This is a genomic window from Dokdonia sp. Asnod2-E02 (genome assembly GCF_045063915.1).
Lineage (GTDB): Bacteria > Bacteroidota > Bacteroidia > Flavobacteriales > Flavobacteriaceae > Dokdonia.
This window is the reverse complement of record NZ_JBEFNX010000005.1, coordinates 1,680,426-1,703,819: the sequence shown is the minus strand read 5'-3', so window position 1 is coordinate 1,703,819 and position 23,394 is coordinate 1,680,426. Positions and strand designations below refer to the sequence as shown.

Sequence of the window (23,394 nt, the reverse complement as noted above, 5' to 3'; positions counted from 1 at the left end):
ATGAGTATATTAAAAAAACAAGGGCGTACAAGAGCACAAGAGAGTAGCAGCGCCATCGAAAGGATGTATATCACAATGCGTCACCTCTTTAATAGAGGATTCTACAAACCAATGGGTGTTTCTGGAGAAACATTACGTGAAGCACTATTAATCTTAAGACCAGAAATTTACGGTACTATAGCAGAAGAAAAAGTCGAGCTAGACGGACTTCTTTATGTAATAGATAGACTTCCAGAAGGTATAGAGGAATGTAGATTTATTAATCTTACCAGCGACGAGGGTTATAAAAATAGCCACTTTGAGCCTATTGTACCGGCTAAGCGCCGTCGTAATTGCTATCGTATAGATGAAGAACAAATGAACATCGAGATTACTCGTGGTCGTTCTGAGATATATGATATCCTTACCCACATTACTTTTCTTTTTATAGAATCTCACAAAATAATGAAGCGTGTACTCATCAATGATGAGGGAGCGGTTATACGTGACTGGGAGAAGTTAGAAAAAGCTGTTTTGGATAATGATGATCTTGACCAGAAGGGTTGGGAAATCGCTATGACCCACACAGCAAACATTTTAGGAAGAACCTTTGCAGAGGTAAGTAGTATTGCTCCAGAGTTTAATACAAGAACAAATAACAAACGCTTTTTACAAATCATATACTGGCTAGGTAAACTGGCTATTGCAGAGGTTTTAAAAGAAAACAAGCGTACGGTTACATTTAGCCCAGTGTTGCGTGAGCGACTAGGTCATCACATACACGGTGAGGTATGGGCAAATGATATTAAGGCTACCTTAAAGCAACACGGTTTAATACATAGACCGTTACACATTATAAGTGCAAATATGCACTCTGTAATGAATACACTGTATGCCCCACTTGCTCTTAAGTCTGAACTTCGCAAGAAGTCTAAACTCGATATTTATGAGATGCTTAGTAATAGCGGGAACAGTGCATTACGTAATAAAGTGCAAAAAGTAGCGTTACAAAACGGAATGATATACCTTCCGGATGAAAGCGGAACGAATATCAACGTTCAGATTTTTGATATGTGTAAGCTTCCTGTGACAGAAAATGATTTCTGTAAGAAGGAGATGAAAGATGAAGAACATCCAGTAATTATTGTGATGGACTATGCTTTTGGAGAGCAAGCTTATGAAACTATGGAGGAGCTACTCAAACCATATCAAGATGGTGAGGAGAAGATATATCTAGACGTAGATTCTATATCTATAATGGGTAAAGCCGGTATTCTTGAAGGAGGCAAGGGAGATCTTATGATACCTAGCGCACACCTTTTTGAAGGAACTGCAGATAATTATCCTTTTGAAAATGAATTGTCTAAAGAAGACTTTGAAGATAACGGACTTCTCGTTTTTGAAGGAGCAATGGTTTCTGTACTAGGTACATCACTACAAAACAGGGATATCCTTAAATTCTTTCACGACAGTACGTGGAGCGTTATTGGACTAGAGATGGAAGGTGCTCATTATCAAAAAGCGATACAAGCCGCGGCAAAGTTGCGTAAAAGTATAAAGGAAACAGTAAAAGTGCGTTATGCATATTATGCTAGTGATAATCCCCTAGAAACGGGAAGTACACTGGCTTCTGGAGGATTAGGTACCACAGGTGTAAAGCCTACATACCTCATCACAGAAAAAATACTGGATCAATTATTCAAGTAATTTAAGAGTCTAAATTATAAACTGTATTTTGGACCTTTAACGGCTTACAGACCACTAACGACCAAAATATAATACGTATGAGCGATCATTACAATCAACCTGCAACCCAGCAGGAGATGGACCTTTCTGATATATTCTCTCTCATAGGCAGATTTATAAAAAACTGTATCTACTTCATATTTAGAATAGTAGATTTTATAATTAGAAAGTGGTGGATTATACTACTGCTTATAGTCGCAGGTATTGTCCTTGGCTACTTTACAAAGGGTGCAGCTTCATATGAGGCAAATCTTTTACTTAAGACTAATTTTAAAAGTCAGTCGTACGTTTATACTGCTATTAACCAGTTTAATAATAATCTAGCCGAAGGAGATACAGACTTTGTTACTTCTCTTGGTAAAGACCCATCTACCTTTGGCGTGGCTTCTGTAGAGGTCGCTCCCGTGGTAGAGGTACTTGATCTTATAGCGTATATAGGTGAGAATGATAGAGCCCTAGGCGAGATGACTCGTGAGTTCAAACTAGAAGATGATAGAGAGCTTTTTGCTACAGATCGTTTTCTGTCTACTTATAAATATCACAAGCTCACCGTAGGCCTCAAGAGTGAGCAGGGTAAAGAAGATATTGCAAGCCTTATGAGTTTCATTAATGATCAACCCTTTGCACGCGAGCTCAAGGAGAAAGGTCTTGTAACTCATACAGAATTTATTAAAAGCCAAGAGCAATCTATAGAACAGATTAATAGTCTTATCAATGCCTACAGTAAAGAAAACGGTCTCTTGAATAGCACTAAGGAAGATGGTTTCTATTTTAATAATAGAAGTGATAATATCTCAGATTTATTTGATGTAAAAACACTCCTACAAAGGAATTTAGAAGAACTTAAAAATGATGATGTAAGCTATACAGATGTGGCCGTTATTGTAAGCGACATTCAAGCTTCTAGAGACACATCTATTCTAGATAATATGATTGTTATATATCCGCTATTATTTGTGATATTGTTTCTTCTTGTTTCCGGCACAATAAAGTTTTACAACTCATATAAAGCCGAAACATTAATTAATTAAGAAACTCCAATACGCACGTTATGAGTCATAAAGTAGCATTAATCACAGGTGTCACAGGGCAAGATGGAGCTTATCTCAGTGAGTTTCTCCTCAAAAAAGGGTACGAAGTACACGGTATAAAACGTAGGACGTCACTATTTAATACAGATAGAATAGATCACTTGTATGAGGATCCTCATATCGATAATCAACAATTTTTCTTGCATTACGGTGATCTTACAGATAGCACAAACCTCTTTAGAATTATACAAGAAGTACAGCCAGACGAGATTTATAATCTTGGAGCAATGAGCCACGTTCAAGTTTCTTTTGAGATGCCTGAGTATACGGCAAATGTAGACGGTCTAGGTGCTCTACGCCTGCTAGAAGCTGTAAGAGCTTTAGGATTAGAGAAGAAAACAAAAATCTATCAAGCATCTACCTCAGAGCTGTATGGTAAGGTACAAGAGGTACCACAAAGCGAGACAACACCGTTTTATCCTCGTAGTCCATATGCAGTAGCAAAGCTTTATGCATACTGGTCTACCGTTAACCACCGTGAGGCGTACAATATGTTTGCTTGCAACGGTATATTATTTAACCACGAGTCGCCAGTAAGGGGGGAGACTTTTGTAACTAGAAAAATCACTAGAGCAACCGCAAAGATTGCCTTAGGTCTTCAAGATAAAATGTATCTAGGTAATCTAGATGCAAAACGTGACTGGGGACACGCAAAAGATTATGTGCGTATGATGTGGATGATCTTACAAGCAGATGAACCAGAAGACTGGGTGATAGCTACAGGAGAGACAACTACTGTGAGAGACTTCATAAAAATGGCTTTTAACTATATAGGCGTCACCTTAGAGTTTACAGGTAAGGGAGTAGAAGAAAAAGGTAAAGTAGTCTCATCAAATAATCCTGGGTACCCGGTAAAAGAAGGTCAAGTAGTTGTTGAGGTAGATCCAAAATATTTTAGACCTACAGAAGTAGAGCTCTTAATAGGTGATGCTTCAAAAGCTTATAATAAGCTAGGTTGGAAACCAGAGTATAAACTACAAGGACTTGTAGATGATATGATGAAGAGCGACATCAAGCTAATGCAAAAGGACAGCTATCTTAAAGAAGGAGGGTATCAAACAATGAACTATTTTGAGTAGCATAACTATACCTAAAGAGGCAAAAATCTATGTTGCAGGCCATAGAGGCCTTGTGGGAAGTGCAATTGTAAAGGCACTTACCGCAAAGGGCTATCATCACATCGTCACGCGCACACACCAAGAGCTGGATCTTACAGATACCCTTGCCACAGCAACATTTTTTAAAACAGAAAAACCAGCATATGTTTTTCTGGCTGCCGCAAAGGTGGGTGGTATCATAGCCAACAATACGTACAGAGCAGACTTTTTGTATCTCAACCTTATGATACAAAACAACGTGATACACCAGAGTTACAAGCACGGAGTTAAAAAATTACTTTTCTTGGGTAGTACCTGTATTTATCCAAAAAACGCACCACAACCTATGCCAGAAGATGCGCTGCTCACAGGTACACTAGAGTATACAAATGAACCCTATGCAATTGCAAAAATCGCAGGAATCAAGCTTTGTGAGAGTTACAATCTTCAGTACGGGACAGATTTTCTATCGGTAATGCCTACTAATTTGTATGGGTACAACGATAATTTTGACCTGGAGAAATCACACGTATTACCAGCACTTATAAGAAAAATGCACCTTGCAAAGCTCTTGTCAGAAGGTAAAAACGATGAGGTATGTAAAGATCTAGAGGTTTCCGCTTTCGCGAAAGCGCAACCTATCCTAAAAAAGTTTGGCATCTCTGCCGAAAGTGTAGAGATATGGGGAACAGGTAGTCCTAGACGCGAGTTTTTATGGAGTCAAGATATGGCAGATGCCTGTGTACATATAATGGAAAAAACAAGCTTTGACCAAGTAAGAGGTGACAGTGATGAGGTAAGGAATACCCACATAAATATAGGCACAGGAATAGACATTAGCATAAAGGAGCTTGCAATGCTTATAAAAAGCACCGTAGGTTTTGAAGGAAAACTAGTTTTTGACACCTCAAAGCCCGACGGTACACCACGTAAACTTACTAATGTAGATAAGTTGCATAAACTAGGGTGGAAGCATACTGTAGGCTTAGAAGAAGGCGTCGTAAGTCTGTACAATTGGTACTTAAAAAAGAAATAAATGAATCCCAAAATCTGGACCCCTAGATATATTACCAATAGATTAGGACTCTTTGTTTACGAACAGTTTAATAAAGATAAACCGTGGATTGCTCCGAGTGCTATAAAATGGCTAGAAGCAAACCTCAACAAAGAGATGCGTGGAGTAGAGTTTGGGTCTGGTAGAAGTACCGTTTGGTACGCTCATAAACTTAAGAGTCTAGTAAGCATAGAAGATCATCAAGAGTGGTTTCAAAAAGTAGAAGAACAACTTAATAATGCTAAGCTTACAAACGTACGCTATGTCTTAAAATCTTGTGAGAAAGATGCAAGCGGTAACATTCCATATGTAGATGTGGTTAAAGAATTTGATAATAACGCTATAGATTTTGTGGTTGTAGATGGTAAGCATCGAGATCGTATCGCGCTAGAAGCTATAAATAAACTCACGTCTGGAGGTTATTTATTACTAGATGATGCAGAGCGATACATACCAATAGCGTCACACACGCCTTATAATTTTAAGAGAGAGGGAAAAACGCAACCAGAAGCGTGGAAGCAGTTTTCTGACCTTACTAGCGATTGGAAACAGATTCATTTTACCAGCGGCGTCTCAGATACCGTAGTTTTAATTAAACCATAATTGAGCATACTTAAATCCATAAAAGAAAGTGCTGCAGGTCGTAAAATGGCTGGTAACTACGTATCGTTACTGTTTATACAGGCGGCAAATATTCTGTTACCTCTTATATTATTGCCTTACCTCGTACGTACACTAGGTGTAGAAAAGTATGGCCTCATATTACTGGGGCAGTCATTTTGTACCATTTTATATGTATTTGTAGAGTTTGGATTTAACTTAAGCGCTACTCGAAGAATATCTATCCTCAAAGACAATGCTACCGAAAAAGCCCAGGTCTTTTCGGCAGTGATATCTATAAAATTATTATTGGCTGTTGCAGTAGCTATGGTGTATGCTATAATCATCCTTGCTTTCCCTAGATTTAGGTTAGAGTGGGAGGTATATGCGTTAAGTTATGGTGTAGTAGTAGGGCAGGCATTGTTTCCAGATTGGTTTTTTCAGGGAATTGAGAAAATGCAGTTTATAGCAATACTCAATGTGCTTGCTAAAATCATTTTTACGGCTCTTATCTTCATTTTTGTACGTGAGGTAGGTGATTATAGCAATGTGCCATTATTCACCAGCATAGGCTTTCTTATAGCCGGAATCATAAGCTTTATGATAAGCCTCAAGTTTGTAAAACTCATCAAACCTTCAAAAAAGTTGATGGGCGAACTTATGGTAGAGAGTAAAAGCATCTTTGTGTCTAATATAGCTGCACGTCTTTTTAACTCTGCAAATGTATTTATAGTAGGGATGATTGCTGGAGATGCTATTGCTGGTATTTACGGCAGTTTTGAAAAGATTTTTATGGCAGCCAAAGGTTTCTTTTCCCCCATTATGCAAGCTGTTTTTCCCTGGCTCTCTGTACAAGATGAGGCAAAGAGAAGAGCGAGTATACGTAAGATGGCGCCGGGTATCATAATACTGGCTAGTATTTTTATAACTATCATACTTATCTTTGGAGAGGATATTTTACAACTGTTATTTGATGATCTTGCTATAACAGCTTATACAACTGCATTTAAGATATTATGTACTGCAACTGTTTTTGCAGGTCTCAATATGCTCATTATAACACTATACTTACCTGCTATAGGTGCCTATGTAAAACGTATGAATATACTACTAGTAGGAGGTATCTTTAATGTCTTACTTGCTTGCCTTCTGGTAAGTATATGGCCTATTTATGGTATTGTGGCAGCAGTGGTTCTTACAGAGTTTGTTCTCGCATTATTGAGCTGGGTGTATTTCTTTAAACAGTCTAAATCCCAAACTTATGCCGTCTAGACTTACCATTGTACAGACTGCATTACCAGACTATAGAGCAGGCTTCTATGCTGAACTCTACAGATTACTGGACACAAATTTCTCGCTATATGGTGGAGCCCATTATTTTGAGCCGTCTGTACAAACAGACAATAGTATTTTACACAAGAAACTAGAAAACAAATTTTTACTAGGTAATCGTTTTTTATGGCAACGAGGAGTTAGACATCTAGCACTAGAGCCAGGTATTGTTGTACTTGAGATGAACCCTCGCATATTGAGCAACTGGTGGTTGTTATATAAACGGAAATCTAAGGGGCTCAAAACCGTGTTGTGGGGTCACGCCTGGCCGCGTAAGGGTAAAAATAGTCCCACAGATCGCTTGCGTCATAAAATGCGTAAACTAGCTTCTACCATCGTGGTGTATACTAAAAAGCAGCAGGAAGAGCTACAAGAAAAAATGCCCGTAACACACATACTCGCCGCGCCTAATGCACTTATGAGTAGTGCGATAATGAATGTGCCCGCAGGTAAACCACAACATCTGATTTACGTAGGGCGATTAACTCCAGAAAAAAAATCACTCTTTTTAGTCCAAGCATTTAAAGCGTGTTTACCAGATCTCCCACCAGAAACAAAGCTTCTCATAGTAGGCGCAGGAGAAGAACAATCTAAAATCGCTACATTTATAGAGGAACACTGCCTTGATAGTCGTGTGGTTTTGTATGGCCATATAAGTGACACAAAGAAGTTAGAACAACTTTATGCATCAAGCTTGTTAAGTGTTTCGCCAGGTTATGTAGGCCTATCTATTACCCAGAGTTTTGGTTTTGGAGTACCTATGCTTGTCTCTCGTAATGAACCGCACTCTCCAGAAATAGAGGCAGCAATAGAGGGCGATAATGTGGTGTTTTATGAGACAGATGATGTTTTACGCTTTCGCGAAAGCGTAAAAAAAATATTCTCAAACAGAGAAGAGTGGATTGAAAAAAGGGCTGCAATCTCCACCTACTGTCGCGAGCGGTATACGGTAGAGGCAATGGCAATGGTGTTTTATAAACTTACGCAAGACGATGATAGGTAGACTCATCTTACTACTAGCTTATCTAGGGATAAGTGTTGTGCTGTTTGCAACTTTTGCAACAGATGTATGGGTGTGGATATCATTTTTTATGAGCAACCTTGTTCTGTTTGTGTTGTTCTGGTGGCATTTATATCAAGAGCGAGAGTACTCACCCTTTATATCTGTATACATTGTTTTTAACTTCTTGTTTTTTATAGTATCTCCTTTGCTTCAAATTGGAGAATTACATTTAAGAAATGGTGTATTTCCCACTAAACTGACATATAGAGAGGATGCCATTATATTTACAAATATTTTAATTATAATATTTAATCTAACCTTTTTCTCAAGCTATATATTTTTTAAAAAGGTTAGAATTTTAAAGGCGATTCCAAAGTACAGTAGGAAGAATTATAGAAATTTACCGCTAACAATCTTATCGCTTACCTTATTATCTGCTCTAATTTTTGTTAGTAGCTATAGTTTTGTTCAAGAAGAGGTAAGTAGACCTAGTTGGAAATCTTCTTCGGCATCAATAGGCGTACTGCTTTTATGGAAGAAGGTTTTATTTATGGTTCCTTTTGCTGGAATCATCTTGTGTTTTCAATATTTTAAAAAGAAAAAAAAGCTACTATCTAATATTCTAATTATCGGAGTACTGGGGTTGGTACTAGTAACATTTTTAATTTGGTTTAAAAACCCCCTTACAGAAAAACGTAATGCTCTAGGACCTATTTACATTAGCCTTATTTATTTAATAGTTCCAGCATTTTTGAATAGTAATACAAAAACAACATTATTTATGTTTTTTTCGATGATAATAGTGTTCCCTCTCTCCTCAATACTCACTCACGTAACGGTCACTTTTCGAGAAATATTAATACAGCCTCGTGTTTTATTAGATCAATTTGAGGGTTACGGAATAGGAGAAGTTTTTAATACAATACATTACGATGCTTTTATTAATATTACAGCTACTATTGATTATGTGAAATACGAAGGATTTGCTTATGGATATCAATTGTTAAGTGGTCTTTTATTTTTTGTGCCAAGAAGTTTATGGAAGTCAAAACCCCTTTCTACTGGTAATCAAGTAGGAGAACACCTTATAGATTATTACGGTTTTAATTATAGTAATCTTTCTAATCCGCTGGTTTCAGAAGGCTATGTGAATTTTGGAATTTCAGGTGTTTTTTTTATGGCACTTATTCTAGCAATGGTTTGTGTTAAACTTTTGTCGTGGTTTAAAAGTGATGATTATCTAAAAAAAATGCTAGGCTTTTACTTTGCAATACACTTGCTTTTTTTACTTAGGGGTGATTTTGCAAATGGTTTTTCCTATTACGTGGGAATATTTGTGGGGGTTTTAGTACTCACTCGAATTATTACTTTTATTATCGAGCAACTATTATTAAACCAAAGATTATGGAAATTGAAACAAATAAAAAAAATGTAATGTTGCTTAAAGTAGCCATTACACTACTATTTGCATCAATTATTCTTCCTACAAACATAAAGACTATTGCGGTAGTTTTTTTTGCTTGCGTTGTGCTAAGTACGATTTCATATACAAAGTTTGTTTTTAGGAAAGGTTATTTTCTATATTCTACGCTATTTTTCTTCGTTCTCATTCTTTCATCTCTTTATAGTGACAATAAAACCTATGCTTTACGTAAAGTCACTTCTATGTCATCATTGGTGATATTTCCATTTTTGTTTTCGCTACTTACTAAGGATATAAAGTCTATTGTAAAATCTTGGAAGCCCCTCTTATTAAAAGTTTACATCTTCTCTGTATTCTCATTTAACATATTACCATTTCTATATTTGTGGTTTACAAACTATACGTTTTCAGAAATGATAATTCACTACGCTACCATTGTAAGGGTCGATTTTGGAAAATTTGGAATCCATCCTATCTACTTATCAATGCACACAAGTTTAGCGATACTTTTTTCATTTTTTGTAATACTAAACACTACTTCTAAGAGACTTATGGCTTTGATTTTGGCTATAGATATTATACTAATTTCTTTTTTGCTTTTGTATGCAAAAAAAGGTCCTCTCATTGCGCTTTGCCTTATTCTTTTTCTTGCACTATTTTTCAAACGACGAGATAAGTTTTTCAAGCCTTTTTTGATAAGCATAATAGTATTAGTAGGATTAACTATTGCTGTACCTAAGACAAGAAATAAGTTTATTGAATTATTTAAGATGGAAAATGTTCAAGACAGCACTATAAATTCAACAAACATTAGGTATGGTATATATGAGTCGGCTATAGATGTAATAAGTAAAGCTCCATTATTAGGATATGGAATAGGAGATTATAATGATGTATTGTATGAACAATATAAAGTAGAGGGTAGTAAAGTATTAATGGAGGGAAGATATAACGCTCACAATCAATATTTGAGTTTTTTAATAATGGGAGGTCTTGTAGTATTTGTTCTGTTTGTATTTTATCTGTTATTAAGTATTGTTTTAGGAATAAGATTTGACAACCAATTACTCATTTTAACGATAATATTCTATGGTGTTGTAATGTTTACCGAAAATATTTTAGAAAGAGAGTCTGGGGTATTGTACTTCTCTCTTCTTACAAGTTATTTTTCTCTTTTTAATTCTAAAGAGTAGGTAATGCATATTGTTCAAATACATAATGAATACAAGGATATAGGAGGAGAAGACGTTGTAGTTGCTCGAGAGAAAAAGATGCTAGAGGAAGCAGGTAATAGAGTCTCACAGTATATAGTTAGTAATAAGGATATACTTAGCATCTCACAAAAGCTTAAAACAGCACTATCACTGACGTATTCATTAGCTCAAAAAAAAAATATAAAAGAGTTTCTTAAGCAAGAGGCTCCCGATGTTGTGCACGTTCATAATTTTTTACCCATTATTTCTCCAGCAGTCTTCTATGCTTGTAAAGAATTAAATGTTCCAGTAGTGGTGACAATTCATAATTATAGAATGATTTGTAGCAACGGTTTACTTTATAGACAAGGCGGTGTCTGTGAAGACTGCACAACTAATAGAATAGGGTTTTCTGGCATCAAAAATGGCTGCTATCAAAACTCTAAAATTGCAACTGCGTTTCCTGTCATAAGTAATGCTATACACGGTTATCTTAAAACTTGGACTTCGTCAATAGACAAAGTTATTTTTCTGAGCAATCTGTCAAAGGAAATTTTTGACAAGTCCCATATTAATTTTAGTGATAACCAAATTGAAATAAAACCAAACTTTGCAGATGACAACGGTTTTAGCTATCATAAAGACAATTATGCGCTTTTTGTAGGTCGCCTATCTGTTGAGAAAGGCGTACTAGTTATTATAAAAGCTTGTATTAAATCTGGAAAAAGGCTTAAAGTAGTAGGAAATGGTCCTCTTCTTGATGAGATTAAACAAATCTCGTATAGCAATAATAATATTGAAATTGTTGGTTTTCAAAACCAGCAGGAGCTAGCTTCATTATATAAAAATGCACAAGTACTTATTACGGGTTCAAAAATGTATGAGACCTTTGGCTTAGTAATTATAGAATCATTCTCGTATGGAACTCCCGTGATTGCTCCATCATTTGGAAATGCTGGCGAGCTGGTTACAAATAGTTATAATGGATTACACTACCAATTGAATAATATAAAGGATCTCGCAAATACTATTAAAAAATTAGACAGCGTACATCAACAATTCTTAAGGAAAAATGCTAGAAAAACGTTTCTAGAAAAGTATACTAGGGAAGAAAACCTCTCTCAGTTACTAGAGATTTATAGCTCTGTTTTATAACGAAAAAACCACCTTGACTTTTAATCAAGATGGTTTAAATACATTGAGAAAATAACTGTTTATTCTTTGATAATAGATTTTGAAATGACTTCTCCAGACTTCATTGTTAATTGTATAAAGTAAATACCAGTGCGCTTGCCAGAAAGGTCTACATTTATAGTTTCCCCTACAACAGATCTATTTTTAAATTGACTCGTCCCGTATTGATTATACACCTCCCAATTTACAACTTCTAGATTTTTATTCTCTAAAGAAAACTCACCTCTTGTGGGGTTGGGGTATAGAATAATGTGATTTCTTTTAGATATTACTACATTTTCATTTGAAATCTCATTAGATCTACTAGTTGTATAATTTGAACAGTCTTCTATGTATGCCCGAAAAAAACTACCTATATTAGCTGTAAATCCTGGCTTTAATACAACGTAGTTATTTATGCACAGGCGCGCACGACTATCGCTCACCTCATTTTGATATTTATGCAAAGCCTATACACATAGCAGAGAAGTGCTGGCTGGCTACAGATGTTTACGTGGCACCAGGAGTATCTGTAGGTGCCGGAACCGTAATAGGTGCTAGAAGTAGCGTTTTTAAAAACGTACCAGCAGGTAAGGTATGTATAGGTTCTCCACTAGTTATATTAAAAGATCGTATTGAATAATCTCACAGGCAAGCACATCACTCTTATCTCCCTTAACTTCTATCCAGAAGATACGGCCATAGGTTTATACAGCACCCAGATGGCAGAGTACCTAGAGCAACAGGGTGCACACATATCTGTCATCACAGCTTTTCCGTATTATCCGCAGTGGGAGATTGCTCCAGCATATCAAGATAAAGGGAGTTACTTACACGAGAAAAAAGGATCTATAGACATTTATAGATACAAGCAGTTTACACCTAAGAGTCCCACCTTTTTAAAGCGTGTAGTACATATTACAGACTTTACACTAGGCTCACGTTTTAACTTTAAGCAAATAAAGGAGTGCGATATTGTGATTTCAGTAATACCATTTACGAGCAGTGCGTGGTTAGGGAATACGCTTTCGCGAAAGCGTAATGCAAAACACTGGATACATATTCAAGATTTTGAATTTGATGCGGCTTTTCAATCTGGACTTGCTGCCACAACATCAGAAAATAAAAGTGTTGCTTATAAAGGTTTAATGCGTTTAGAACGCTCTATACTCGACAAAGCAGACTGTGTGAGCACTATAAGCCAGACTATGCTGGCTAAACTTAAAGAAAAGACAAATACGACTACATATTACCTGCCTAACTGGATAGATGCCACAGAGAGTGACCCGTCTCAAGTGGCACAACACCCATACTTTTCTCAAGACAAGTTTAGTATTCTGTATGCGGGTAATGTGGGGGATAAACAAGACTGGTCTTTTTTTAAAAAAATAGTTGCTGCACTAGATTTTACAAAGTTTGAAGTAATTGTAGTAGGTGCAGGAGCAAAAATGGAGATTCTTAAAGATCAACTTAAAGATTCTAGTGTACAATTTTATGATCCAGTACCACTTGAAGGGTTAGCGAGTTTACTAGCTAGTGCAGATGTACATATCTTATTTCAAAAAGCCGAAGTTGTAGACACAGTAATGCCTTCAAAAATTTTAGGAATGATGGCAAGTGCACGCCCTTCTATAATAACCGGCCACCCAGATGCAGAGCCTGCAAAAATTATAGAGGCATCGCAAGGCGGCTATTATAAAAGCACTACAGATGCACAAGAGATTGTGGCTATTTTAAACAGCTTACGTACCAATAGTGATCGAGCAACGTTAATGGGGAGTAACGCAAGGAAGTTTATAGTACAAAAATATGCCAGAAAAGCTATTTTGAAAGACTTTACTGACACATTGAGAAGGTTATAGGAGCTTAGTTTTATAAGCAGTGAATACTTCCTTATTTTTACGGCAAGCAGTCAGTCATAAGATTTGCTACCCAATCAACCAATAATAGATAATGAAGAGAGTTTTAATAACAGGTGCAGCAGGATTTTTAGGGTCACATTTATGTGATCGTTTTATTAAAGAAGGCTTTCACGTGATAGGGATGGATAATCTTATTACAGGTAGTTTATCTAATATTGAGCATCTTTTTAAATTAGAACATTTTGAGTTTCATCATCACGATGTGACCACTTTTGTACACGTGCCAGGTGAGCTAGATTACATATTACACTTTGCCTCACCAGCAAGTCCTATAGATTACCTTAAAATCCCAATACAAACCTTAAAAGTAGGCTCACTAGGTACCCATAACTTACTAGGTCTTGCAAAGGTTAAAAATGCACGTATACTCATAGCCTCTACTTCAGAGGTGTATGGAGATCCTCTAGTACACCCGCAAGATGAGGAGTATTATGGTAATGTAAATACCATAGGTCCTCGTGGTGTATATGACGAGGCAAAGCGTTTTCAAGAGTCTATCACAATGGCTTATCACCGTTTTCACGGTCTTGAGACGCGCATTGTGCGCATATTTAACACCTATGGCCCAAGAATGCGACTTAACGACGGTCGAGTAATACCAGCTTTTATGGGGCAAGCATTAAGAGGGGAGGATCTCACCGTTTTTGGAGATGGTTTACAGACACGGTCTTTCTGTTATGTAGATGATCAAGTAGAAGGTATTTACAGGTTACTTATGAGTGATTATGTACTTCCACTAAACATAGGTAACCCAGATGAGATCACGATAAAAGACTTTGCAGAGGAGATTATAAAACTTACAGGTACAGATCAAAAGGTAATCTATAAAGACTTGCCTGTAGATGACCCTATGCAGCGCAAGCCAGATATTACAAAAGCTAAAGAGATTTTGGACTGGACAGCTACCGTAGGTAGAAAAGAGGGTATGCAAAAAACCTTCGAATATTTTAAAAACCTTACACAAGAGGAGCTCTATAAAAGTGAGCATAAGGACTTCTCAAAGCACATACGTAAATAAGTATGGCGCAACGCGTAGGTAGATATTCAGTTTATATAAGGCCAGCAATTTATTGTATTGACCTTGCAATTATAGTGTTGCTAGCTAAGCTATGTCTTGTAATGAATGAAAACTTCTTGCTGTTTTCTATCTACATCATTGCTACGTGGGTGTTTACCGCAACCAAGTCAGATTTTTATGAGGTATATCGATACACAAGACCCACGCGCATTGTCTCTCTTATTTTATTACAACTTGCCATATTTGCTTTATTAGTATTTGCTTTTTATGGTTTCTTTCAAGATGTAAACACATCACCGCGTAGTATTATTTTTTATGTCTTATATGTATTTCTTGGGGTGTCTATCGTAAAGTTTGGGGTGTTTTATTTACTTAAAACCTATAGAACTGTGCTAGGTGGTAACCATCGTAATGTGGTTATTCTAGGTTGGAATAATCAAGCAGAAGAGCTCAAAAACTTCTTTTTAGAAAACAAGGCCTACGGGTATATGGTTAAGAACACTTTTGATATAAATAAACCTAAAGTCTCTCTAGATAGTATTTTTAGATATATCTTAGAAAATAATATAGATGAGGTATACTGTTCTGTAGAGCAATTCTCAAATGAAGAACTTAGAGAAATCTCTGAGTTTACAGATAACAATCTTAAAATCCTCAAATTTATACCAGATAGCAGAGAGATTTTTACAAAAAAACTAGAGTACCAATACTTAGGGATCACGCCAATCTTATCATTACGTACCATACCTATAGACACGCCTCTTAACCAGTTTATAAAGCGTGCTTTTGACATTGTTTTGTCGGTAATTGTACTAGTAGGAGTTCTTTCTTGGCTCACACCTATACTCGCCATATTAATTAAGTTGGACTCAAGAGGAACCGTGTTTTTTAAACAAAAACGTAATGGTCTTGACTATCACGAGTTTTACTGCTATAAATTTAGATCTATGAGACCTAATGAAAAGGCAGATCTTGAACAGGTGAGTAAAAATGATGAGCGCATCACTCGTGTAGGTCAGTTCTTAAGAAAAACAAGTATGGACGAGTTGCCACAGTTTATAAATGTCCTTAAAGGAGATATGTCTGTTGTGGGCCCACGACCACATATGGTAAGCCACACGCATATGTATGCAGAGCGCATAGATAAGTTTATGGTACGTCATTTTATAAAACCTGGTATTACCGGTCTGGCACAAGTAAGCGGTTATAGAGGTGAGGTGGAGACAGATGAGGATATTGTAAACCGCGTAAAGTTTGATATATTCTATGTAGAAAACTGGTCATTGTTTTTAGATATCAAAATAGTATTTACCACCGTTTATAAAGCCATAGTAGGAGATGAAAAAGCCTACTAGCCATACACCACAACCCTTAGTTTCTATTATAACACCATTGTATAATGCGGCACGTTTTATACAAGCTTGTAGCGCAAGTATACAAGCGCAAACCTATCAAAACTGGGAGCATATTATTGTAGATGATGCCTCTACAGATGGCTCGCTATCACTAGCACAAGAGCTTGCTAGCACAGATAGTAGAATACGTGTTGTTACGCTTTCGCGAAACAAAGGAGCCGCCTATGCCCGTAATAAAGCAACAGAGGTTGCGAGTGGTGACTACATAGCCTTTCTAGATGCAGATGATCTTTGGCATCCCGAAAAATTATCTAAACAAATTACTTTTATGCAAAAGCATAACTGTGCAGTATCATACACCAGCTACATACAAATAGATGATGAGGGTAACCCACTAGGAAAGCGCATAAACGCGATGCCTTCTCTTACGTATAGTAAACAGCACAAAAATAATTACATAGGTAATCTCACTGGAGTATACAATGCTAGCCTGACAGGTAAAATAAGCGCGCCTAGCATAAGAAAAAGGCAAGACTGGGCACTGTGGCTGGAAGCAATAAAAAGAAGCAATAAAAAAGCCCTAGGGCTTCAAGAGGATCTAGCTTTTTATAGAATAAGAGAAGGATCTATGAGTGCAAATAAAGTACAACTAGTAAAGTATAATTTTAAATTTTACAATCAGCATCTGGAGTATTCTTGGTTTAAATCAGCATACTGGTTAGGGATTTTTTTAATGGAGTACTTTTTTGTGAGACCAAAATATATAGAAACTTACTAGAAGGCTATTTGCATCCAGATAGGTCTGTGGTCAGATAGGTAATACTTTACATAAGACTTAAACTTGCTGTGGTTTTCTTGCCATAAGTCTGGAAAAACTGCGTTATCAAAATCAAAAGTCCCATTTGCCTGTATGGTGTTTTTTAGAGAAGGTAAAAAAGCTATTTGATCATACATCTTATCATCTGCAATGTTTGAGTATACCTTAGTAGAATGTTTAGGTAGTTCTAGGCCACGTTTTACCAAGGCTTTATAGATGAGGTCACCAGGTTCTACTAGTGGTAAGTTAAAATCACCAAGGGCAATAATTTTATCAGAAAAGGCATATTTAGAGTTTCCCATCAAGTCTGTGTGCCTAGCTATTGCATAAGTTTCTAAAGCTCTACGATGAATGTTTTTCTTACTGTTACTCCCAAAGTAGGAGTGTACATTAAGTAAAACAAAATTTGTATTTCTCCATTGAAAAGAGCCTAGATAAGGATTACGATCAAAGCCAGTAAAAGAGCTAGTAACTCCAGGTAACTTTATATACTTATGATCCTTAGGCGGGATTGCTACTTCCCCTACCATCTCAAGTTGCTTTACTACGCGGCTATCAAATATGTAGGCAAACCGTTCATTATTACCAGCCTTATCAGAAAAAAGTAAGTTATAATGACTAGGTAACGCGGCTTCTATTTGTCTAAGGCCTTCAAGGTTTACGTTTACCTCTTGTATGGCAATGAGATCAAACCAGTCTATAATTTCTGCTATAAGGGCTGCGTGTATAGTCCAGCGTTTATGAAGTCCTAAGTTTGCAATGTTCCAAGAAGCGATGAGCAATTTGGTTTTAGACTTTTCTGGTATGTGACGCTTTTCTTTATGTGCTAGTAATAAGTCTATCTGATCTTTAACCGAAAAATTATAAGTAAATGCGGGTTTTGGAAAGGCTGGCATAACACGATATTTTATGGTAAGATAGAAATTGTAATACTACCGATAAAGAGGTATTTGCCTGTTTATCAAGTCAGAACTTATGGATAAGTTCAGTTAGACTTTTGATGTAAACTGTTTTAATTTACCGCGGTCAGATCTATCCATTGTAGTTACCTTGATAAAATCTACTTTTAACCCTTCTTCAAGATAAGTTGCTGTTGCCTTTTTTATAGCATCTTGTTGCTCAGTACTGAGTGGTCTTTGTGCTGTATAAATAAACATAAATGTATCTAGTGCTGTTTGTTCAATTACAAACTCTTCTACATTACCATCATCTTGTATGATGCTCTTTGTTACATAATAAAAGGTGAGACCTGGTACTACTTTTCCGCTTGGTAATCTTGCTATATCATTTGTGCGGCCTTGCAATTTTTCTAGAATTGGTTTTTTGGGAGTACTTTTTCGCGAAAGCGCACCCATATCTCCTATATCATAGCGTATAAATGGATGGGCTTTATTATAGAGTGAGGTGACCACGATACGACCTATCTCCCCATTGGGAACTGAGCGATTATTTTTATCAAGAATTTCAACAAAAAGAAGTTCACTGTCTACTTGTAACTCATTGTCTTTATTTTGAAATGCGATGAGTCCAATTTCTGATGCCCCATACTCATTGATAATAGGTACGTTGAGGTATTCTTCTATAAGCTTACGGTCATCTGTAAAAAGCATCTCGCTCGTTACAATACAAGCTTTAAGAGTAGGGCAGACATCTGTGAGTATGAGATTGTGTTTTTTTAAATATTTGGCAAATAGTACAATACTGCTGGTGTAACCGTTTATGTACTCAAATTTCTTTTTCTTAAATGCTTTGTGGATAGATTTTAGTGCTTTCTCATTAAGATTAAAAATTGGGAAGCGGTATCTATTGCTTAAAAAGTCTTTGAGACGCTCTTTTGTATACCCAATAGCGTTGAGCGGAATACCGTAAAATCGTGCTTGTTTTGAGCGGTCTAGATCAAGGTCAAACCATTGATATCTATCTTCAAAAGAGGCCCAAGTGAGTGCGTGTGCGTCTTTATCTTTTGCAAATGTAAAAGGTGTGCCAGAGGATCCGGAGGTTTTACCTACGTGTACATTTTTGAGATGATAGAGTTCAGAGAGTCTTTGTTCAAGTGGTTGTTGTAAATCTTTCTTTGTGAGTACTGGTAGTGTTTCCCAGTCTTTTTCATCTCTTTCTATAAGTAGATTTTTATAAAAAGAGTTATAAATCTCGTGATAGGTTACTATGGTCTTTTTTTGTTCTGAAATGTAGTCTTCATATTCACTTTCTGGTATGCTTTGGATACGTGCTAATTCTGCTTTTGCAAAATCAGTATCAAACCCTTTCATTCGTAACGCTCGGTTAAATAGTTTCAAGTCACCTTAATTTTAAATACCAAAATACAAAACACGTTTGAAAAATATAGAGACATCGCACCTATTTACACAAGCAAAACTTATTTTTGCTCTTAAACCTAAAAACCACTCAAATGAACATCTTAATCTTAGGCTCTGGAGGACGCGAGCATACATTTGCATATAAAATTGCTCAAAGTGATCACTGTGATGCATTGTTTGTAGCGCCTGGTAACGCTGGAACGTCACAAATAGCAACAAATGTTGCCATAGGAGTTACAGACTTTGACGCAATTAAAGCGCTTGTTATAAAAGAAGATATAGAGATGGTAGTAGTAGGGCCAGAAGACCCGCTTGTACAAGGTGTTTATGACTTTTTTAAGGCAGATCAATCACTTAAAAACGTAGCTGTTATAGGGCCTAGTAAAGTAGGCGCAGCGCTAGAAGGAAGTAAAGAGCGTGCAAAAGAGTTTATGATGGCTCATAATATTCCTACGGCGGCCTATGAGGCATTTACCGCAGAAACACTTGATAAGGGACAGACATTTTTAGAAACACTACAGGCGCCTTATGTACTAAAAGCAGATGGTCTTGCTGCAGGAAAAGGGGTTTTGATTATAGACAATCTTGAAGAGGCAAAGCAAGAGCTAGCAAATATGCTGGGAGGAAAATTTGGTGATGCAAGTGCGACTGTGGTGATCGAGGAGTTTTTAGACGGTATAGAGCTTAGTGTTTTTGTACTCACAGATGGTAAGAACTATAAAGTACTCCCTACAGCCAAAGATTATAAGCGTATAGGTGAGGGAGATGTAGGTCTTAACACTGGTGGTATGGGTGCTATAAGTCCGGTACCATTTGCAGATGATGCTTTTATGCAAAAAATAGAGGAGCGTATCGTAAAACCTACGGTAAACGGGCTTTCTAAAGAAAACATTGAGTACAAAGGTTTTATTTTTATAGGTCTTATCAAAGTAGGAGATGATCCTAAAGTAATAGAGTACAACGTGCGTATGGGAGACCCAGAGACAGAGGTGGTATTACCACGTATACAGTCTGATCTTGTAGAGCTTTTTATGGCAGTAGATGCTCAAACGTTAGATAAACAGGAATTTAAACTAGACTCAAGAAGTGCAGCAACGGTTATGCTCGTATCTGGAGGTTACCCAGAAGCATATGAAAAGGGTAAAGTCATTACAGGCCTTGATACGGTAGAAGATTCACTTGTTTTTCACGCCGGAACTACAGAAAAAGATGGGCAAGTAGTGACTAACGGAGGTCGTGTTATCGCAATTACATCTTTTGATGATGACTTCAAACAGGCCATAAAAAAATCCTATCAAAATATAGAAAATCTACATTTTGATAGGATCAATTATCGTACAGATATAGGCTTTGACCTATAAAGTAATATTAAAGGTTGCTCTCGAGCTCGCTGTTTTTTCCTAAAAAACCGTGAGCTTTTGCTTCACGATACTCAGTATCATTTGCATCATATTTCTTGATTTCCATAATCCAGTATACGATTGCAACAGCACAAATAAGCATAAAAATCCAGTTTATACCGTTTGCAAGCCACCAGTTACTTAGCTCTAACTCTGCGAGTGCATTAAAGGGTGCAAATAAAGTTGCTTCTGCAAATTCTTGAACTCCTTCAAAAAATCCTGTCAAACTCATAATGTTGTATGTTTACAATATTGAAATCTTAGTTGTACATCTATAGATGCGACTGCAAAAATAGGAAAAAAACTAGCTATGCTCACAAGATTTTTTGGTACTTCAAAGCCCCTAGCCGTAGTTGTGGTCATCATTTATATGACATTAGGCTTTTTTTATAGCAATAGGCAGTGGGTTATAGAGCCCTTTAACTGGCAAGAAACCCTGCGACTAGTGGGGATGTGGCTACTTTTTATAAGCACAATGTTTATACTCAATTTTGTAGCTCAAAAAAATGATTTGACTAAGCGTAGTACCTACGGCGTATTACTTTTTGCCGCGTTTAGCCTTGCATTGCCAGCGGCTTTACGAGATGGCGCGATACTACTTGCAGGCTTTTTTATTCTCATAGCCTTGCGACGTATCATAAGTTTTAAATCTGAGTTGTATATGGAACGAAAGATTTTTGATGCCACCCTATGGATACTTCTAGCAGCACTTTCTTTTTATTTTAGTTGGTTGTATTTAATAGCGATTTATATTGCACTTCTATTATACAATATATCAAACCCCAGATATTTAATTATACCCCTCATTGCAATCATATCATTTGCAGTTATATACTATAGTTTTTTACTGTTACAAGCTGGTAGTCCGGCAGATGTTGACATTGTATTTGAGTCTGTGTCATTTGATTTTAAGGCCTATAATGAACTTGAAACTCTCACACCCATTGCATTTTTTATAGCCCTGCTATTATGGACCGTATGGCGCTACCTAGGAGAGCAAAGAAATGCCTCTTCTGGAGCAAAGTCTCGATACTCTGTAATATTAGGATTGCTAGCCGTAGGGATAGTTGTTATCACACTCTCGGCACATAAAACAGGAGCAGAGTGGTATCTTATTGTACCTGTGATGACCATTATAGTAAGTAACTTTTTAGAACACACAGAGAGTCCTATTTTTAAGGAAAGCTTGTTGTGGCTTATTGTCCTTCTTCCAGTATTTATAAACTATATCGCATAATGAAGCTCGATATATCCTACATAGAGAGTGAGTTAAAGAAAAGGTGTAACCTTCCCTATGTTTGGAATAGAAAGCAAAATGATACTTGGGATGATGCGACTAAGTTTATTTATAAAACAATGTCTTGGGAAGCGCTTTTAGTTCAAATTGAGGAGCAACAAAAGGAGCATAATTTTCCCACACAAGATTTCTTTAACTACGCCATAAACAGATGGTACAACTTCTGGAGTGCCCAGGCCGTAGAAAAAATTTTTACAGACCTACCAGGTTTCGCACCTAACCCTAATCCGGTAGAAGACCACTACGATTTTAGATGGCTAGGCGAGCGCATAGACCATAAAACAAGTATATTCCCAAAAGGATTTGGTGAGAATTACGCTTTCGCGAAAGCGCACAAAACGCAATTCATACAGTGGTTTTACAAGCACCAAAGTACCGGGCAACGCTTTCACCTCAATAACAGGTTATTTATTGTCGTGCACGACCAAAACGGAGAACACTGGAAACTAAAAGCCGAAATAGAACTCATAAAATCCATCATAGAACCCTACGGAAAACAGAAAACACCAGCAGTAATGGAAGTCCTTTCCCTCGAGGAAGGAAAGGAAACAATGGCAGACATTATATGGGTAAATAGATGAATTATATAGGTTCAAAACATAGATTATCTTCCTTTATACAGGACACTATATATAGCGTGTGTGGGCAAGACCTAAGAGATTTGGTTTTTTGCGATCTCTTTGCAGGTACAAGCGCGGTAGGTAGAGTATTTAAACCTCAAGTAAAAGCCGTCATAGCAAATGATTTTGAGTTTTATAGCTACGTTCTCAATCGTAATTATATAGGAAATTATAAGAGTTTTGAATATAATGACCTTATAGAAAACCTAAATTCATTACCACTACAAAAGGGTTTTATTGCCGCACAATATGGAGAAGGAGGTGTGGGTAATCGGTTATATTTCAGCAAGCATAATGCTCAAAAAATTGATAGCATACGCACAGAGGTTGAAAAATGGTATGGTAATAAAGCGATAAGTACAGATGTCTACTATTTTCTACTAGCCAGCCTACTTGAGAGTGCAGATAAAATTGCAAACACAGCCTCTGTTTATGGGTCTTATCTCAAAACTATAAAACCTAGAGCCGCAAAGAGTATGGTCATTACTCCGGCTACTTTTGAGATTACAAAGACAGCCCATAAAGTATTTCAAGAAGATGGTAACGAGCTTATTACTAAAATAAGCGGAGATATTTTATACATAGATCCACCATATAATGTACGTCAGTATGGTGCAAATTATCACATACTTAATACCATTGCAAAATATAATATCTTTGCACCACGAGGAAAAACAGGTCTTCCCATCTATAATAAAAGTGCTTATTGTAGTAAGAAAACGGTTGTCTCAAGCTTTGAACAACTTATAAAAAATGCTCAGTTTAAGTACATTTTTGTAAGCTACAGTAATGAGGGTTTAATGAGTCCATCAGTTATTAAGAAGGTGATGGAGCAGTATGGTAGATATGATGTAAAAACCACCAGCTATAAACGATTCAGAGCAGATAAAACAGCTAGCCGTCATCACAAAGCTAGCAGCACAATAGAGTATTTACACATTTTAGAAAAACAATAA

Annotated in this window: 23 protein-coding genes; 19 read left to right on the top strand and 4 right to left on the bottom strand. The window is 36.7% G+C overall.

The features are described 5' to 3' along the window. The 10 genes from ACJJVM_RS07780 to ACJJVM_RS07735 all read left to right on the top strand — a co-directional run bounded on the left by ACJJVM_RS07780 (nucleotide 1) and on the right by ACJJVM_RS07735 (nucleotide 11,673). Nucleotides 1-1,686, top strand: a complete 1,686-nt coding sequence (locus ACJJVM_RS07780) for a DUF6909 family protein (RefSeq protein WP_405211305.1) — start codon at nucleotides 1-3, stop codon at nucleotides 1,684-1,686. 77 nt (nucleotides 1,687-1,763) lie between these two features. After that, nucleotides 1,764-2,756, top strand: a complete 993-nt coding sequence (locus ACJJVM_RS07775) for a hypothetical protein (protein ID WP_405211304.1) — start codon at nucleotides 1,764-1,766, stop codon at nucleotides 2,754-2,756. A gap of 20 nt (nucleotides 2,757-2,776) precedes the next feature. Then, nucleotides 2,777-3,895 carry a GDP-mannose 4,6-dehydratase gene (gmd, locus tag ACJJVM_RS07770; RefSeq protein ID WP_405211303.1) on the top strand — a complete coding sequence of 373 codons (1,119 nt, stop codon included), beginning with the start codon at nucleotides 2,777-2,779 and terminating at the stop codon, nucleotides 3,893-3,895. 7 nt (nucleotides 3,896-3,902) lie between these two features. Further along, on the top strand, nucleotides 3,903-4,949 hold the full coding sequence (locus tag ACJJVM_RS07765) for a GDP-L-fucose synthase family protein (RefSeq protein WP_405212184.1): 1,047 nt from the start codon (nucleotides 3,903-3,905) through the stop codon (nucleotides 4,947-4,949). Then, entirely contained in the window at nucleotides 4,950-5,570 is a 621-nt protein-coding gene (locus tag ACJJVM_RS07760) for a class I SAM-dependent methyltransferase (protein WP_405211302.1), read from the top strand. Continuing rightward, nucleotides 5,571-6,839, top strand: coding sequence for an oligosaccharide flippase family protein (locus tag ACJJVM_RS07755; RefSeq protein ID WP_405211301.1), 1,269 nt, complete (start codon nucleotides 5,571-5,573; stop codon nucleotides 6,837-6,839). Beyond that, nucleotides 6,829-7,902, top strand: a complete 1,074-nt coding sequence (locus ACJJVM_RS07750; RefSeq protein ID WP_405211300.1) for a glycosyltransferase family 4 protein — start codon at nucleotides 6,829-6,831, stop codon at nucleotides 7,900-7,902. The genes ACJJVM_RS07755 and ACJJVM_RS07750 overlap by 11 nt, the downstream gene beginning before the upstream one ends. Then, a complete protein-coding gene (locus ACJJVM_RS07745; protein WP_405211299.1) occupies nucleotides 7,892-9,337 on the top strand; it encodes an O-antigen polysaccharide polymerase Wzy in 1,446 nt (481 codons plus the stop codon). Before ACJJVM_RS07750 ends, ACJJVM_RS07745 begins: the two co-directional genes overlap by 11 nt. After that, on the top strand, nucleotides 9,307-10,518 hold the full coding sequence (locus tag ACJJVM_RS07740) for an O-antigen ligase family protein (RefSeq protein ID WP_405211298.1): 1,212 nt from the start codon (nucleotides 9,307-9,309) through the stop codon (nucleotides 10,516-10,518). Before ACJJVM_RS07745 ends, ACJJVM_RS07740 begins: the two co-directional genes overlap by 31 nt. A gap of 3 nt (nucleotides 10,519-10,521) precedes the next feature. Then, nucleotides 10,522-11,673 (top strand): glycosyltransferase family 4 protein, encoded by a 1,152-nt coding sequence (locus tag ACJJVM_RS07735; protein WP_405211297.1) that lies wholly within the window; start codon nucleotides 10,522-10,524, stop codon nucleotides 11,671-11,673. A 59-nt stretch (nucleotides 11,674-11,732) separates the two neighbouring features. On the opposite strand, the gene ACJJVM_RS07730 is transcribed toward ACJJVM_RS07735, so the two are convergent. Beyond that, nucleotides 11,733-12,158 carry a T9SS type A sorting domain-containing protein gene (locus ACJJVM_RS07730; protein ID WP_405211296.1) on the bottom strand — a complete coding sequence of 142 codons (426 nt, stop codon included), beginning with the start codon at nucleotides 12,156-12,158 and terminating at the stop codon, nucleotides 11,733-11,735. Nucleotides 12,159-12,205: 47 nt separating this feature from the next. Here ACJJVM_RS07730 and ACJJVM_RS07725 point away from each other — a divergent pair, with 47 nt between their 5' ends. The 5 genes from ACJJVM_RS07725 (at nucleotide 12,206) to ACJJVM_RS07705 (ending at nucleotide 16,764) form a co-directional block, all read left to right on the top strand. Then, the gene (locus ACJJVM_RS07725; RefSeq protein WP_405211295.1) at nucleotides 12,206-12,334 is read left to right on the top strand and encodes a hypothetical protein; all 129 of its coding nucleotides are present in this window, start codon (nucleotides 12,206-12,208) and stop codon (nucleotides 12,332-12,334) included. Continuing rightward, nucleotides 12,327-13,553 (top strand): WcaI family glycosyltransferase, encoded by a 1,227-nt coding sequence (locus ACJJVM_RS07720; RefSeq protein WP_405211294.1) that lies wholly within the window; start codon nucleotides 12,327-12,329, stop codon nucleotides 13,551-13,553. The genes ACJJVM_RS07725 and ACJJVM_RS07720 overlap by 8 nt, the downstream gene beginning before the upstream one ends. A 91-nt stretch (nucleotides 13,554-13,644) precedes the next feature. Further along, nucleotides 13,645-14,631 (top strand): UDP-glucuronic acid decarboxylase family protein, encoded by a 987-nt coding sequence (locus ACJJVM_RS07715; RefSeq protein ID WP_405211293.1) that lies wholly within the window; start codon nucleotides 13,645-13,647, stop codon nucleotides 14,629-14,631. Nucleotides 14,632-14,633: 2 nt separating this feature from the next. Next, nucleotides 14,634-15,986, top strand: a complete 1,353-nt coding sequence (locus tag ACJJVM_RS07710; RefSeq protein WP_405211292.1) for an undecaprenyl-phosphate glucose phosphotransferase — start codon at nucleotides 14,634-14,636, stop codon at nucleotides 15,984-15,986. Continuing rightward, nucleotides 15,970-16,764: a glycosyltransferase family 2 protein gene (locus ACJJVM_RS07705; RefSeq protein ID WP_405211291.1), complete on the top strand. Its 795-nt coding sequence runs from the start codon at nucleotides 15,970-15,972 to the stop codon at nucleotides 16,762-16,764. The genes ACJJVM_RS07710 and ACJJVM_RS07705 overlap by 17 nt, the downstream gene beginning before the upstream one ends. Here the strand turns inward: ACJJVM_RS07705 and ACJJVM_RS07700 are convergent. Continuing rightward, nucleotides 16,761-17,699, bottom strand: coding sequence for an endonuclease/exonuclease/phosphatase family protein (locus tag ACJJVM_RS07700; protein ID WP_298349822.1), 939 nt, complete (start codon nucleotides 17,697-17,699; stop codon nucleotides 16,761-16,763). The genes ACJJVM_RS07705 and ACJJVM_RS07700 overlap by 4 nt on opposite strands. 93 nt (nucleotides 17,700-17,792) lie before the next feature. Continuing rightward, nucleotides 17,793-19,073, bottom strand: a complete 1,281-nt coding sequence (locus ACJJVM_RS07695) for a phenylacetate--CoA ligase family protein (protein WP_405211290.1) — start codon at nucleotides 19,071-19,073, stop codon at nucleotides 17,793-17,795. Nucleotides 19,074-19,213: 140 nt separating this feature from the next. On the opposite strand from ACJJVM_RS07695, the gene purD reads away from it, so the two are divergent. After that, nucleotides 19,214-20,482 (top strand): phosphoribosylamine--glycine ligase, encoded by a 1,269-nt coding sequence (purD, locus tag ACJJVM_RS07690; protein ID WP_405211289.1) that lies wholly within the window; start codon nucleotides 19,214-19,216, stop codon nucleotides 20,480-20,482. 7 nt (nucleotides 20,483-20,489) lie between these two features. Here the strand turns inward: purD and ACJJVM_RS07685 are convergent, their stop codons facing one another. Further along, on the bottom strand, nucleotides 20,490-20,753 hold the full coding sequence (locus tag ACJJVM_RS07685; protein WP_298349828.1) for a DUF6341 family protein: 264 nt from the start codon (nucleotides 20,751-20,753) through the stop codon (nucleotides 20,490-20,492). A gap of 78 nt (nucleotides 20,754-20,831) precedes the next feature. Between ACJJVM_RS07685 and ACJJVM_RS07680 the strand changes: the two genes are divergently transcribed. From ACJJVM_RS07680 to ACJJVM_RS07670, 3 genes are read left to right on the top strand one after another with little or no spacing between them, the layout of a single operon-like run. Further along, entirely contained in the window at nucleotides 20,832-21,758 is a 927-nt protein-coding gene (locus ACJJVM_RS07680) for a DUF6427 family protein (RefSeq protein ID WP_299149311.1), read from the top strand. Then, complete coding sequence (locus ACJJVM_RS07675) at nucleotides 21,758-22,399, top strand: hypothetical protein (RefSeq protein WP_405211288.1); 642 nt, start codon at nucleotides 21,758-21,760, stop codon at nucleotides 22,397-22,399. Before ACJJVM_RS07680 ends, ACJJVM_RS07675 begins: the two co-directional genes overlap by 1 nt. Further along, complete coding sequence (locus tag ACJJVM_RS07670) at nucleotides 22,396-23,394, top strand: DNA adenine methylase (RefSeq protein ID WP_405211287.1); 999 nt, start codon at nucleotides 22,396-22,398, stop codon at nucleotides 23,392-23,394. The genes ACJJVM_RS07675 and ACJJVM_RS07670 overlap by 4 nt, the downstream gene beginning before the upstream one ends.